We start from the raw sequence: 12,742 nt of genomic DNA, 5'->3' as shown, positions 1-12,742 counted from the left end.
GCGTCGAGGATAGCGATCCGCGGTCTCAGCCGCCGCGTCGTTGCAAACTGCTCGGCGACCTGATCGGCCGCAATACGAATGGAAACCGTTGCACGGCAAGCAGGGCCCGGAAGGGCTGCTCCCCGACGTCCGAGCGCAACGAGGGCCGCCGCGGAAGCGGTTCGGCGACTACTTCGCTGTGGCGTTCAACACAGCGTGAAAGAGGTAGTACAGGCGCATGGCCATCGCGAACTTGGCTTCCCACGACACCGAATCGGGATCATCGAAAAACGCTTCCAGCTCCTCCATCTCGATTCGGGCGAGCCGTGCAATGTTCTCGTGAGTCAGCTCGAACTGTGCCGTCAGCGTCTCGACGATCGCACGGAGGCGCTCATAGTCGCCGATTTCTGCCCCGCACGTCAGCTGCCCGGCAAGCCCGGAGACGCGCAGAATCTCATCCTCGGAGAATTCGTTTGCGGCTGCAGAAAGACCCGGCTCCAGATCCAAGAGCCTTTTTAGGCGTGCAGGTGCAATGCCGGTGATTGCCGTGAGGGCTTGCATAGAGATGCTTCCCTCCGCAATGAGCCGTTCCAACTCGTCCCCGACGTTCAATCCCTGCACTGTCATGGCGGTTACCCTCGCGATCTTTAGAGCAATGTGGTTCCTCGGATGCAGGGCCGACGCTACCCGAGCGCCGCCCCTGCATCGACAGCGAATCAGCGATTGGGCTACGTCTGCAGTGGAGCAGACCTGAAGGCGCCCCGCCACATCACGCCGCGGCGATCACCTCCTCGATGAGCGACGCGGTCTCCGTCCAGTCCCTTACGGCACGCGTCGGGATGCCGAGCGCGAGCACCGGGTAGTCGTTGCCGTCCGGGTCGAGACGGTCCCCGACGAAGAGCATGTCCGAGAGCGGGATGTGCGTGATCGCCGCGAGCCTCCTCATCCCGTAGGCCTTGTCCACGCCACGGCGCGTGATGTCGATGCTGGTCGAACCGCCCGCACGCACCTCCAGCCCGGGCAGCCGGGACTGCACCGCCGTGCGGAGGCTGCTGCGCCGCGTTCCGGCCGGATCCCAGGCGGACTTCTCGGCGACGGGTGCGAACTGGCCCAGCGCGGAGAACGTGATCTGCGAGCCGCGGTCCTCCATGACCGGCCCCCACGTGCCCGCCTCCCACAATCCCAGGCGGGACGCCTCCTCCTCGACGACGGCGAGCGCCTCCTCCCGCTCGGCGTCGCTCAGGTTCTCGGCGTACCTGAGGCGCCAGCGGGCTCCGTCCCAGTTCAGGTAGCGCGTCCCGCAGGTCGGCATGAGGTGGAGGCGTTCCAGCGGCGCAGACGCGGGCAGACGGGACAGCAGCTGGTCCCGGAACTGCTCGAACCGGCCTCCCGAGATCACGCACACCTCCTTCACCTCGAGGAGGAGTCCGAGCAGCGCGGCCATCCGGGGGTGGACGGGCGACTTCGACGGAGCGAGGGTGTCATCGAGATCGAAGGCGACGAGACGGGGCATCAGCGGGACCTTTCGTGGTCGAGTGGATGGGGTGGCGGGCCGGTACTGCCCCGCGCGACGAGTTCCGAGGGAGCAAGCGCGAATTCGCCGGGTTCTCCACCGCCGATGCGGTCGGCCAGGAGGCGTCCGCATGCCCGACCCCAGGCGTCGGCGTCGCTGCGTACGGCCGAGAGGGAGGGCGTGGTCGCGAGGGCAATCGGCCCGTCGTCGAGAGCGACGACCGACAGTTCCTCCGGGACGGCCATGCCCCGACGCTGTGCGGCCTGCATCCCGGTGGCCGCGAGGACGTCGCACTCATAGAGGATCGCGGTCGGCGGGACGGTTCCATCGAGGAGACCTACACTGGCGGCCGCGACGGAGGGCGAAGACGAGTCGGCACGGAACACGCGGGCGTCCACGTCGAGGAGGCGCGACTCCTCGACGAACACGGCGATCCGCCGGGCCGACCGGACGAGCGATCCGTCGGCGACCAGCGCGACCCGCCGGTGGCCGAGCGCGTGCAGGTGACGGATCGCCAGCCGCATCCCCTCCGCGTCGGCGCCGGACGCCCCCGCGTCGTCGGCCACCACGAACGGCAGACCGAGAGCCGTCAGAACGTCCGGACGCTCGTCGCCGATCCGCATGCCGAGGAGAAGGACGACGTCGACCTGGGACTCGCGGACGAATCCGGAGTAGACCTCCTGCTCCTCCACGCCCGTCGTGACGACGCGGACGACGAGGACGGCGCCCGTCGTGGCGAGCGCATCCCCGAGTCCGTGGAGGAACCCGCCCAGATCGGAGTCCGCTCCCGAACCGTCGCTGCGGATCACCACGCCCGCACTCCGCGGCCGGCGCGCCGAGAGCGCCCGGGCGCGGGAGTTCGGCCGCCAGCCGAGCTCCCGCGCCGCCCGCACGATGCGGTCGGTCGTCACCTGGCTGAGGCCGCGACGACCGTTGAAAACGAACGAGACGGCGCTCTTGGAGACACCCGCTCGCGCGGCGACGTCCGCGATGGTGATGCGCCGCTCCCCCGGCTGCTGGGCGGCGCCGAAGGCGGGATCCGGACCCGAACCGGCTCCCACCTCGGCGCCCCGTCCCCTACCGCGCCACGGCCCACGGGCCGTTGACGTCACCCGGAGCCTGGTTGCGGGTCCACCACTTCGCGACGTAGACGACTCCCTTGTAGCTGGCCCGGTCGCCCGCGGTGAAGATGCGCGACGGCGTCCACAACGCGGTGCCGTCCGGTGCGGTGGCCATCTCCTGCCACGGTCCCGTCACCGACCCCGGGACATCGCCACGGCTGTACCAGCCGGCCAGGAAGGTCTTGCCCTGGTACACGACGGCGTCACCCGCAGCGAAGACGCGGGACGGCGTCCACACGGCGGCACCGCTCTCGGTCATCGCCAGTTCCTGCCAGGCTCCGGTGTTGCTGAGCCCGGGCTGCTCGCCCTTCGTGGACCACCCCGCCTTGTAGACGGAACCCTTGTAGCTGACGATGTCGCCCGTCTTGTAGGACGTCGTCTTGCTCCAGGCGGCAGGCAGCACCACGGTGACGGTCAGCGTCGTGCTGGCACCGGCGACCGTGTCGCTGCCGCTGTAGGTCGCGGTCAGCACGTGGTCGCCCGCTGCGAGACCAGGCGGCAGGGTGAACGTGGCGACACCGCCCGTCAGGGATGCGACCCCGCGGTCCTTGTCCCCCTCGGTGAGAGCGACCTTCCCGGAGACCGGGAGCGGTGAGGTGACCGTGACGGTGACCGTCGCCGCCGTCCCCCACTTCGTGCTGACAGCGGGCGCGCTGACGACGGCGGTGGCGCGCAGACCGTCGAGAGCCGCCTTCAGCGCAGCGGTGCTCGCGTCGATCGCGGGCTGTGTGGCGTCGGCCGCCGTGAGCGTCGCCTTCGCGGCCTCCAGCGCGGGCAGCACGGGCGACCAGGTGGCCGGCGTGTACACCGTGCTGTCGAGACCGTTGGCCCGATCCACCTGTGCCTGCAGAGCGCTCGTGTCGACCGCCACCGTGACCGGGCAGCGGACGAACTCGTCCCCTGCACTGTGCACGAGCACGACGGACGTGCTGCCGGGCGCCCCGGTCTTCAGGCCGACGGAGACCGTCCCATCGGCGGCCGCCTGGGGTGCGGACGCCACCGCCGCGACGGACGGGTCGAGCGAGTACGCCGTGAAGGAGTCGCCGTCGACGAGCGGGGTGACGGTCGCGGCGAGGGTGGCCGTGCTGTCCCTGTCCGCGTTCACCGGCGCCGGGCACGCCAGGCTGTATCCGCCGTAGACCTCGAACTCCCAGATGTTGAGTCCGTACTTGGTCGCCGGCGACCCGATGACGCGGACGTACCGCACTTCCGCGGTCGGGAACGAGGTGGTGTCGCGACGGTGGTCGGCGGTGCCGGTGTTCTGCACGCGGGCCAGCGGCGTCCAGTCGCTTCCGTTCACCGATCCCTCGAGCTGGTAGTCGGTCGAGTTGCCGCTCTCCCACTCGACGACCGCCTGAGACACCGGACGGACCGTGCCCAGGTCGACCTGCAGCCAGTTGCGGTTGGTGTACGGCGCCGTGCCGGAGGGTCGGGCGGAAGACCACTTGGTGGTCTTCGAGCCGTCCGTCGCCGCCGGAGCCTGCACGTTCGCGAGGTTGTTGTACACGCTGTCCGCTGTGGTGGGCTTCCCGAGAGCGAGGTTCACCCGCCCGGCCGATGCGGGCGCAGTGGTGATGGCGCTGTCGCCGAACACCTCGAACTCCCACACCGAGACGCCGTAGGTGGTGAGCGCCCGCTTCACGGTCTGCATCCGGACGTAGCGTCCTGTCGCGTTGAGCGCGACGAGGTCGGTGCCGCCATCGCTTCCGGCGGCGGGCGTCGTGTAGGCGTCGCGCCAGGTGCTGCCGTCATCCGAGACCTGGATCTTGTACTGGCTGGCGTAGGACGCCTCCCAGAACAGCCTCGCGGCGCCGATCTTCCGCACGCTGCCGAGGTCGACCTGGAGCCACGAGGTATCCGGCGATCCGGTCCTGTCGGCGATCCAGCGGGTGGTCGCGTTCCCGTCGGTCGCGCTCGCCGGGCTCGTCCCGTCGGAGGCGGTGGTCGGCGCGCCGAGCGCGAGGTTCGCGCGGGCGAACGCCGCGAACTCGGTCACCGAGTAGGAGCCGCCTCCCGGGCCGTCCAGGGGCAGGATGCGGACGAAGTTCGCCGCGACCGCCGGGAAGTCGACGTGCTGGTGTCCTCCCGTGCCGTTCTGGACCAGCGACTGATCGGTCCAGGTCGTCCCGTCGAGAGAGGTCTGGATGAGGAAGCGCGTGGCGTAGTCGGCGCCCCAGTCGATGTCCGCGCCCATGGCGTAGGTGCCGGCGGCGAGCCGCTGGCTCAGCCATGGCGCCGCACCGGACGACTGCCATGCGGTCGTCTGGTCGGCGTCACCCGCACGCGCGGGGCCGTGGCCCGCGACCGAACCGCTTGCCGTGTAGGGCGAGCCGTCCGAGTCGTCCGCCACCAGCGGCTCCGTGACGGTCTTCCCGAGGTTCGCACCGGTGCCGAGCACGAAGGTGCCGCGCGACGCCGACGCGCCTCCGCTCAGCGCCACATCCACGAGCAGGCCGGGCTGGCTGGGGTTCGACAGACTCACGACCGGGGTGCCGGAGGACTCGTCGAGCATCACGATGCTCGGCTGGCTCACCGAGAGCGTGCGGCCGTCGCCGAGGTCGAGCGAGCCGGCGCGGTAGAAGGTCGCCATCGTCCGCTTGAGGCCGGGATGCTGCACCGCCTGCACCGAGGTGTCGTTGCGGAGGATCTTCACGGCGGGGTTCGCCGCGTAGGCCTGGGTCTGCGCTGCCGACTTCGCCGGCAGCACGATGTACTGGTATCCGGCGCCGCTGGGCGTCGTCCCGTGATCGAAGTACAGCGTGAACGCGTCGTGGCTCTCCGGCTGGTCGCCGTAGTAGCTGCCCGTCTGCGTCTTGTCGGACACCGTCACCGCCTGGTCGGACGGGAACACGTACCCGACCTTGTCGTTGTACGCCCACGACGGATCGGCGACGACCTTCCCGTCGGTGCCGGGCGCGACCTTCTGACCGTCGACCGAGGCGTTGTCCTTCGCGGCGACCTGGTTGACGGTGGTGTGGATGGGCGCGGTCGAGGACGACTGGATGCCCGCGCCGAGCGCCACCATCTCGTCGTCGAAGTAGTAGTAGCTCTTCTGCGCCTGCGTGCCCGCGCGGTCGAGGCTCTCCACGCTCGCACCGTAGGTGCCGTCCGAGACGCCGCCGGTGAACGCGCCGCCATTGGCGGAGCGGCCGTCCTTGCCGAGCGTGGTCTCCTTCACGTAGGGCACGGTCGTGCCGGGGTAGTGGTACCAGTCGAACGCCGGTCCGAGGTCGGTGTACTCCTTGTTCGTCACCTGGATCGCCGTCGTGCCTGTGCGGTTCCAGACGATCTCGTTGCCGACGTCCTTGCGGAGGGTGGAGCGGTACTCGCTTCCCACGGTCCGGCTCGAGTTCAGACCGGTCACGATGCCGTAGTCGGCCCGCTGGTGCGAGGAGAACTCGGAGCGCCAGAAGTACTTGTCACCGGTGACGCCGTTGCCGGCCGTCTTCCCACGGATGTTGTCGGCCATCTGCCGGTAGGCCGTCGCGTAGAGCGGGTCGGTGCGCGCCATCCGGTCGAGCGGGTCCAGGAAGACGGCGCCGTAGCTCGTGATCCCGTCGACCGTGGTCGCCGGCCGGTAGAGGAGGTACAGCATCTCGATCTCGCCGCGGATCAGCCAGCGGGTGCCGTCGACGATGTAGAACGCGATCGTGTCCAGCTGGTCGCGGGTGAAGGCCAGGCTCGTGCCGCGGGCGGAGTCCGCCCACATCGCCACCATGGTGAACAGGGCCATCCCGTAGCCCTCGCTGTAGAGCTGCGCGCCGTGCGCCCAGAACGTCGAGTCCGGCTGCACCGCCTCCTGCACGGTGCCCGAGTCGTCGACCGCCACCGTCTGCACCATCGTGGCGAATCCCGCCGTGATCGCGGCGGCGTCGCGGGTGGCGAGCGCCTTGTACAGGTAGTCGGAGGTGCGCCAGGCGCCGTTCGCGCCGGCCGGGTCCAGCTTGCCCTGGTTGTGCTTGATCGCCAGAGCTGCGGCATCGGCGCTCAGCTCGTCGCCGACGAAGATCGAGATGCGACCCATCGCGATCGACTCGCCGATCTCGGTCTCCCACCAGTTCGTGTTCCCCGGGTTCACCTGATCCCAGTACGCGAGCGCGCGTTCCTCCGCGGCGATCAGCGCGGGGTCGTGGTAGCCCTTCGCCGACGTCTCGCGGTAGGCCTGCGCGATGGCGACCATCCGGTAGAGCGCCTTGTAGGCATCCCACGTCTTGCCGTTCGCCGAGCTCGTCGTGTCCTGGTAGTTCACGTCCGACCACGAGCCGTCAGCGTTCTGCGAGGCGACGTAATCGAGCGCGTTGCTGGTCTGCGCCAGGTAGATGCCGTTGGCGATCTGCACCTCATCCCCCTGGCTCAGGTAGTAGTCCTGCAGCCGGGTGACGATCGTGGAGACGTCTGTCTGCAGGTCCGCCGCCTGGGCGGGCGCTGCGAGACCGGCCGCGCTCAGGAGGGCCGCGACGAGGAAGGCCACGAACGCCGAGAGGCGCGAGCGGCGGAGGAGCGTTGGACGTGGAGCGTTCGGGTCTTCGGGATGACGCGTCATTGCGTTGGACTCCTTGTTCGCTGGAGGTGGGTCAGGGGATGCGGACGAGCCGGGCGACGCAGATCCGCGTGTCGGCTGCGCCGTAGAAGACGACATGCTCTCCGTCGATCTTCTCGATCGCCGTGGGGAAGAGCACGTTCGCCACGGTTCCCGCGGTCTCGTCCGCGGTCTCCGGGGCCATCAGGGGCTCGCTCGTGCGGGCGAGCACGCGCGAGGGGTCGTCGGCGTCGAGGAGCATGGCGCCGACCACGTAGCGGACGGTGAACGCCTGGGGCACGAACGATCCGCCCGGCAGGCTGCCGGTGACGCCGTGGTGGAGAAGCAGCCAGCCCTCCGGCACGCGGAGAGGCGCGGGGCCGGCGCCGATCTTCAGGGCCTCCCACTCGTATTCGGGGCCTGCGACGAAGCGGTGGCCTCCGGGGCGGGTGAGCGCGGTGATGTCCTGCACGGCGTCGTCCACCGGCACGTAGGAGATCCAGATGCTCGCGCGGTCGTCCGTCACGCCCGCGGGAAGCGGCGGTCGCTCGTCCGGCCGGACGAACCCGAAGTCCCACATGGGCCGGTGCAGCATGGCGAAGCTCGGGCGGCCCTCCGGGTCGGGCACGACCTCCGGGAAGAACACGACGTCCTTGTTCGGAAAGAGGTTGAGGTCGGTGTCGAGGGCGTCGTCGTAGGCGAACTGGATGGGGCCGAGCCGCCTCCACTCGCGGCCGTCGGTCGACACGGCGAGAGCGGGCTTCGGTCCGAGCGGCCCGAACGCGACGTAGCTCATCACGTGGATGCCGAGGTCGTTGAGCGGGGTGATGCGCGGGTCCTCCACCCCGCCGTGGGCCGTACCGTGCTCCCATCCCCGCTGCGCCTGGAGGGCGATCTCGAGGTCCGCGACGCCGGTCGGCACACCGTCGGTCACGACGACACGCGCCCGACCGATCCGCGACACGTTCTGCTCGGCGACCAGCCGCGGGAACAGGTGCACCGTGCCGTCCGGGTCCTGCACGGTCGCGGGGTTCAGCACACCCTCGACCTGGCGCGGGTCGGCCGGGTCGGGCTCCATGACGATGCCGATGCGCTCCAGCGCGTACGGGATGGCGACGGCGGTGGTGCGGGCGGGGATGGTGGTGGACAACAGGACCTCTCTAGCGGATGGGGTGATGCGTGGACGGGGTCAGCCCTTGACGGCGCCGACGACGCCGTTGACCAGGTAGCGCTGGATGAAGATGTAGCCGACGATCAGCGGGGCGGCGACGATGAACGTCGCGGCCGCGAGCAGCGGCCACTGGTTGCCGTACGTCCCCTTGAAGGCGTAGAGCCCGACGGTCACCGGAAACTTGGTGGGGTCGGCGAGCAGGACGGTCGCGAGGATGATCTCGTTCCAGATCCACACGGCCTGCAGGATGAACACGGTCACCAGCGCCGGCCGGGCCAGCGGCAGGATGAACGTGAAGAGGTAGCGCCAATAGCCGACGCCGTCCATCGCGGCGGCTTCGTCGAGTTCGCGCGGGATGGACTTCACGAACCCGCTCAGCAGCAGGGGCCCGACGCCGACCCCGACACCGACCAGCAGGATGTAGCCGAGCTGCGTGTCGTAGAGCCCGAGCCGCAGCAGCAGCTGGAACTGGGTGATCAAGGCGTTCGGAAGGAACAGCACCAGCACGAAGACGATGGACCAGTACTTCGCGCCGCGGATGTAACCGCGTGCGACGGGGAACGCCAGCACCAGGGTGAGGAGGGTGCCGATCGCCGACCCGGCCGCCGTGTAGAGGACGCTGTTCAGGATGTACGCGCCGAAGTCGCCCTTCTCCCACGCCGTCGCGAAGTTGCCCCACTGCGGGTTGGAGACGATCCCGACCGGGTTCGCGACGAACTCGGCCTGGGACTTCAGCGCGGTGTTGAGCAGGTAGAGCAGGGGGAAGAGGAACACGACCATGAGGATGAGCGCGCAGATGTACGCGCCGATCGGCAGGCGCCGGCGACGGCGCGACACCGTGACGCGGTGTGGGCCGGATGCCTCCGGCAGCGACTCGGTCGTCGGCGTCGTCACCTGTTCGGTGGTGGTCGTCACAGTCTCGCCTCCCGTCGGCGGAGAATCAGCAGAGCGATGATCGAGACGATGGCCACCAGAAAGAATTGGACCATCGATACGGCCGCCGCATAGCCCTGCGACTGCGACAGCGTCGTCCCCGAGGCGCCGCCGAAGCCCTGCACGTAGACGAGCAGGGAGAGCACCTGGGTGGAGCGGTTGTTCGGACCGCTGAGCACGTAGATGAGCTGGTAACTCTGGAGCGCGTTGACGATGCCCAGCAGGACGTTCGCGGTGATGGACGGCGCCAGCAGGGGGATGGTGATGCTGCGGAAGCGCTGCCAGCCGCTCGCCCCGTCGATCTCCGCCGCCTCGTTGAGCTCCTCCGGAACGGCCTGGAGGCCGGACAGGAAGATGATGACCGAGACGCCGAGCACCATCCACACCTGGACGAGGATCACCAGGGCAAGCGCCAGCTTCGGGTCGCCGAAGAACGCGGAGTGCCCGCCGAAGAGGCCGAGCAGGGATGCGGCCGGTCCGCCGCTCACATTGAAGATCAGCGACCAGACCAGCCCAGTGACCGTCACGCCCAGGATCGTGGGCATGAACACCACGGCCCGGTAGAAGTCGCGGCCCTTCAGCCGGCGGTTGAGGAGCACCGCGACGGCCAGGGCGACGACGATCTGCAGCACCGTGCTCACCACGGCGAAGATGATCGTGTTGCGCAGGGCGTTCGCGCTGTCCGCCCACTTGGCGGGCGAGAAGAAGTCGATGTAGTTCTGCAGGCCGACGAAGTTGATCGGGAGGCCGGGGAGGCCGCGCAGGTCGGTGAGCGAGGCGATCAGCACGCCGACCGCCGGAACGAAGCCGAAGATGCCCAATAGCAGCATCCCGAGCCCGAAGGTGACGCGGACCGGCGTGCGGCGGGGGAAGGGGAACGATTCAGTCATGTGTCTCTCGACTCCCGGGAGGGTGGCCGGCCCGTGGTCGGCCACCCTCCCGACGGAGGGTCAGCCGGCGGCCGACCACGCCTTCTGCGCGGCCTCGGCGGCCTGCTCGGGCGTTGCGGAGCCGAGCGGGCTCAGCGCCGGGTAGTTGAACGGGAAGACCGCGTCCTGGCCCGCCTTGTTGTTGGCGAACCAGACCTGGTCCCAGGCGGGCTCGTACGACTTGGTGTAGTCGCCGATCGACTGGAGGAACGCGCTGGTGGAGATTCCGGGCTGAGCCGACGAGAAGCCGGACTTCTGCAGGAACAGCTCGTAGTTCTTCTTGTCGGAGAAGAACTTCAGCCACGCGAGCGCCGCCGTCTTGTTCTTCGCCGAGGTCGGGACGGCGAGCTGGAGCTCCGTCTTGCCGTTGAGCAGGGCGTTGTCCGCCGCGTTGTCGGAACCCGGGAACGGGAAGTACCCGTAGTCGAACTTCTTGGCGACGGCAGCGTCGATCGTCGGCTGGTCCCAGGTGCCGTCGACCGTCATCGCGAAGTCGCCCGCAGCGAAGCCCGACGGGATGGACGTGTAGTCGGCTCCCGCAGCTCCCTCCTGCGAGTTCTGCAGCACGTACTCGGTCTGCTTCAGCACCTTGACCTCGGTCGGGTCCGTGAGCTTGGCCTTGTTCGTCCAGAGGTCCTTGGCCAGCTGCTGCTTGTCGGCGAGCGTCGGATAGTTCGCCGTGACGGAGGCGAGCATCGGCAATCCGGCTGGCCAGCTGTCCTTTCCACCCATGCCGAACGGCGTGACGCCCTTGGCCTTGAGGGCGTCGACCACAGCGGTGAACTCGCTCCAGGTCGTCGGGATCGTGAGCCCGTTGTCGGCGAAGATCTTCTTGTTGTAGAAGACGCCCGTGTAGTAGCTGACGCCGGTCGGGACCGCGTACTGCTTGCCGTCGATCGCCTGCGTTTCGAGCAGGGTCGGCGTGTACTGCTTGAGGAACGACTCGCCCGTGAGGTCGACCAGGCCGCCCGCCTTGGCGAGACGCGCGTCGTCGGTGGCCGCGTCCTTCGCGTACGACGGCGTCTCCATGAGGCCCTTCACGACGAAGAGGTCGAGGTTGCCCGCCGTGAGGCGCGACGACTTTGTCGCGGGGTAGTTGTCGTTCGAGACGGTGGAGAAGACGACGTCCACCTTCGGGTACTGCTTCTCGAAGGCCTCGTTGATCGCCCGGAAGCCGGCGTCCGTGGCGTCGCTGCTCGAGACGAGAAGCTGCAGCTTCCCGCTCGGCTCTCCATCTGTCGATCCGCCGCCGCTGGAGCAGGCGGCGAGTGCGCCGATCGTGGCTGCGGCGACCGCGCCGGCGATCAGCCGCCGGCCCAGGGTCGCGCCGCGCAACCTCTTCGTTGCCATGTGTTGTCTCCTCGTCGAGTTTCGGGATGTGTGCAGGTGTATCGGGTACAAAAACGTTTCGGTTCTGCAAGCGCAGGTTACCGAAACGTTTCGGTGACGACATGGTGGCACGCCTCGGCATGCAAATGCAAGCCCGACCGAGCTCGCCGCCCGACCGCGATCAGCGCTGCGCGCGCGCCGGCCCCGTCGAATCGCGGACGATCATCTCGGCGTCGGGGATCCGGACGTCGTCGACGACGCCCTCCTCGATCAGGTCGACGAGCATCCTGCCCGACTCCCTCCCCAGCGTCCGCGGCGAGGTGTGCACCGTGGTGAGGGACGGCCGAACGTAGGTGCCGAGCCGGATGTCGTCGAAGCCGGCGACCGACAGCTGGCCCGGCACATCCACGCCGAGGTGCTGCGCCTGGGCGATGAGGCCGATGGCCGACAGGTCGTTCGCGCACATCACCGCGGTCGGCGGGTCGGCCGAGTCGAGCAGGATGGATGCGGCAGCCGCGCCGCCGAGGTAGGTGAACTCGCCGGGGACCACCGGTCCGGGCTCCAGCCCCAGCTCGCGCAACCCCGCACGCCAGGAGTTCTCGCGCTCCACCGAGTGCGTCATGTTGGGGCGGCCGCTGACGTAGGCGATGCGCCGGTGCCCGAGGTCGACCAGGTGCCGGAGGGTGGCCCGGATCCCGGCGTCAGGGTCCTCGCGCACCGCGGGGATCGGGAAGCCGCTGCCCGGGTTGATGGCGACGGCGGGCAGCCCGAGCCGCTGGACCAACGCGATGCGCGGGTCGTCGACCTCCAGGTCGTTGATGAACACGCCGTCGACGCGACGGTCGGCCGCGAGCTTCTCGTACCGCTGGAGCACCTTGTCGGATTCGGCGCTGATCTGGAGGACGAGCGCGTACCCGCGGGGATCGATCGCATCCTCGATGCCGCCGATGAACCCGCCGAAGAACGGGTCGAGCTCGAGCACATCCGGATCCCGGTGCAGGACGAGGCCGACCGTGAACGCGCGCCGCCCGGACAGGCTCTTGGCCCGGAGCGAGGGGACGAAGCCGAGTTCCGACGCGATCCGGATGATGCGCTCGCGCGTGACGTCCGAGACCCCGGGCCGCCCGTTGAGCGCGCTCGAGACGGAGCTGATCGCGACGCCGGCCTTGTTCGCGACGTCGACGATCGTCACCCGCTCATCGCCCACCGACCCGCCTCGCCTTCCGCCCTGCATCGAGCGACGGACAT

Annotated in this window: 9 protein-coding genes; all 9 read right to left on the bottom strand. The window is 69.2% G+C overall.

Features of this window, described 5'->3' with window-relative positions; genetic code table 11:
• Window positions 1-168: 168 nt before the first annotated feature.
• Window positions 169-606: an HTH domain-containing protein gene (locus ABIC47_RS12315; RefSeq protein WP_354480745.1), complete on the bottom strand. Its 438-nt coding sequence runs from the start codon at window positions 604-606 to the stop codon at window positions 169-171.
• Between the two features lie 142 nt (window positions 607-748).
• A complete protein-coding gene (locus ABIC47_RS12310; RefSeq protein ID WP_354480744.1) occupies window positions 749-1,492 on the bottom strand; it encodes an HAD-IIB family hydrolase in 744 nt (247 codons plus the stop codon).
• Window positions 1,492-2,553: a LacI family DNA-binding transcriptional regulator gene (locus ABIC47_RS12305; RefSeq protein WP_354480742.1), complete on the bottom strand. Its 1,062-nt coding sequence runs from the start codon at window positions 2,551-2,553 to the stop codon at window positions 1,492-1,494. Before ABIC47_RS12305 ends, ABIC47_RS12310 begins: the two co-directional genes overlap by 1 nt.
• A gap of 16 nt (window positions 2,554-2,569) precedes the next feature.
• On the bottom strand, window positions 2,570-7,156 hold the full coding sequence (locus tag ABIC47_RS12300; protein ID WP_354480740.1) for a polysaccharide lyase family 8 super-sandwich domain-containing protein: 4,587 nt from the start codon (window positions 7,154-7,156) through the stop codon (window positions 2,570-2,572).
• 31 nt (window positions 7,157-7,187) lie between these two features.
• Window positions 7,188-8,282 carry a glycoside hydrolase family 130 protein gene (locus ABIC47_RS12295; protein WP_354480739.1) on the bottom strand — a complete coding sequence of 365 codons (1,095 nt, stop codon included), beginning with the start codon at window positions 8,280-8,282 and terminating at the stop codon, window positions 7,188-7,190.
• Window positions 8,283-8,321: 39 nt separating this feature from the next.
• Window positions 8,322-9,218: a carbohydrate ABC transporter permease gene (locus ABIC47_RS12290; RefSeq protein ID WP_354480737.1), complete on the bottom strand. Its 897-nt coding sequence runs from the start codon at window positions 9,216-9,218 to the stop codon at window positions 8,322-8,324.
• Window positions 9,215-10,126: a carbohydrate ABC transporter permease gene (locus tag ABIC47_RS12285; RefSeq protein WP_354480735.1), complete on the bottom strand. Its 912-nt coding sequence runs from the start codon at window positions 10,124-10,126 to the stop codon at window positions 9,215-9,217. The genes ABIC47_RS12290 and ABIC47_RS12285 overlap by 4 nt, the downstream gene beginning before the upstream one ends.
• A gap of 60 nt (window positions 10,127-10,186) precedes the next feature.
• The gene (locus ABIC47_RS12280) at window positions 10,187-11,515 is read right to left on the bottom strand and encodes an ABC transporter substrate-binding protein (protein ID WP_020075833.1); all 1,329 of its coding nucleotides are present in this window, start codon (window positions 11,513-11,515) and stop codon (window positions 10,187-10,189) included.
• A gap of 160 nt (window positions 11,516-11,675) precedes the next feature.
• Window positions 11,676-12,701, bottom strand: a complete 1,026-nt coding sequence (locus ABIC47_RS12275; RefSeq protein WP_018189518.1) for a LacI family DNA-binding transcriptional regulator — start codon at window positions 12,699-12,701, stop codon at window positions 11,676-11,678.
• Window positions 12,702-12,742 lie beyond the last annotated feature (41 nt).

Source organism: Leifsonia sp. 563 (assembly GCF_040545055.1).
Classification (GTDB): domain Bacteria; phylum Actinomycetota; class Actinomycetes; order Actinomycetales; family Microbacteriaceae; genus Leifsonia.
Note: the sequence above shows the minus strand (reverse complement) of the source record. Positions and strands in the feature narration are given on the sequence as shown.

Excerpts from the sequence above, each read along its gene's own strand:
- ABIC47_RS12280 (WP_020075833.1), bottom strand. The coding sequence starts at position 11,515 with ATGGCAACGAAGAGGTTGCGCGGCGCGACCCTGGGCCGGCGGCTGATC.
- ABIC47_RS12315 (WP_354480745.1), bottom strand. The coding sequence starts at position 606 with ATGACAGTGCAGGGATTGAACGTCGGGGACGAGTTGGAACGGCTCATT.
- ABIC47_RS12310 (WP_354480744.1), bottom strand. The coding sequence starts at position 1,492 with ATGCCCCGTCTCGTCGCCTTCGATCTCGATGACACCCTCGCTCCGTCG.
- ABIC47_RS12285 (WP_354480735.1), bottom strand. The coding sequence starts at position 10,126 with ATGACTGAATCGTTCCCCTTCCCCCGCCGCACGCCGGTCCGCGTCACC.
- ABIC47_RS12300 (WP_354480740.1), bottom strand. The coding sequence starts at position 7,156 with ATGACGCGTCATCCCGAAGACCCGAACGCTCCACGTCCAACGCTCCTC.